This is a genomic window from Alysiella crassa DSM 2578 (assembly GCF_000745955.1).
GTDB lineage: Bacteria > Pseudomonadota > Gammaproteobacteria > Burkholderiales > Neisseriaceae > Simonsiella > Simonsiella crassa.
Map to the genome: position 1 here is coordinate 1 of NZ_JQKH01000155.1, position 1,346 is coordinate 1,346.

1 protein-coding gene is annotated in these 1,346 nt (G+C 49.3%); it reads right to left on the reverse strand.

Going from position 1 to position 1,346, the window contains the following annotated elements:
• The coding region (locus Q338_RS12505; RefSeq protein ID WP_034296095.1) for a hemagglutinin repeat-containing protein at positions 1-1,346 on the reverse strand (1,346 nt) is incomplete at both ends.

Below are 1,346 nucleotides of genomic sequence, written 5' to 3' on the forward strand. Positions count from 1 at the left end.
CCCGCCAAGCCTTCGCCATTGGCAATGCCATTGGTATTTGAACCTTGTGCAGCCAATCTAACAGGTTTATCACCAATCTTTCCTACTTCTTGCTCGCCTTTGCCATTAAAACCAAAACTACCACCGACACCAAAGCCTTTGGCATCGTAATGGCTGTGGTTTTCAATGTCGCTGTGGCTTAAACTATTCGTGCTAAACTGGTTTTTGCCATCGGCTTCGGCTTTGGCGGTGCTGGTTATCAATCCGCCTTTCAAATCGGTGTGTTTGGTAACATGTGCGCGATAGCCGTCATCGCCAGCATAAATCCCACTTTGTTGGTTTACGCTTGCGTGGTCTGCATTCACTTTGCTTTGGCTGTACGAACCTGAGAAACTCGCACCATAACCAGCAGTAACTTGCCCACTGATGTTTTGTTGTTTGCTGTTGAATTTTTCTGTATCTTGTACGCTTTCAATCAGCAAATCTTGTGTGTTTAAATCAATGCCTTTGCCATGAACTTGTGCGCCTTTAATGGTGGTTTGACCGCCACTTTGCAAGACAGTCGCGCTGTTGCTGTCGCCCACTTGGGTGTGGCGATGGGTAAGGCTTTCGCCATTGCCATGACCTTTGCCATAATTGCCACCAGCCGTAATGCCAAATGCCATGCCGTTTTGACCATAAGAGGCTGAGATACCTGCATTCCAGCCCGAACTCTTATTGCTGCTGTTTTCGGTGCTGCGTTGTTGGGCAGATGTTAAGTTGATGGCATCATGGGCAAGCAAATACGTGCCTTTGCTGCCTAAAACATCTGAACCTGTGATATTGATGTCGGATTCTTTGCCCGCACCTGTGGCAATCAGTGTGCTTGTGCCGCCTGATTGAACCAAGCTGGATTCGGCTTCTGTGGTGGTGCGATGGCTTTCGTGGCGGTTTTTCTGTTCGCCATAGGTCAAACTGACGCTGACATCCAATGGTTTACCGTCTTGCCCCATCATCTCTGTGGCAGATTTGCCCGTCTCATAAGCTTGCCATGCGGTATTGGCAGCCGCCATTGCATTGACACGGTCATTTTTGCTTTGACCTACTTGTTTGGCGGTGTCAGCAATCGCCAACGCACTTTGTGCCAATTGCACCACAGGCACATTCACCGCCACCGTTAAGCCTTTTTGTTGCTCGGTGTGAATGTGGTCGTTGGTGTAGCGATTTTCTGCCGCTTTGACATCGATTTTTTGTGCCGAAATCAGGGTATCGCCTTCTACGCTGCGAACAATGCTGCCTGTTTGCTCGTAGTTTTTCCCTGCCACAATGGTGGTATTGCCTTTCAGGCTGCCTACGGTGCTGGCGGTGTGGGTCAGGCTGGTATTGTC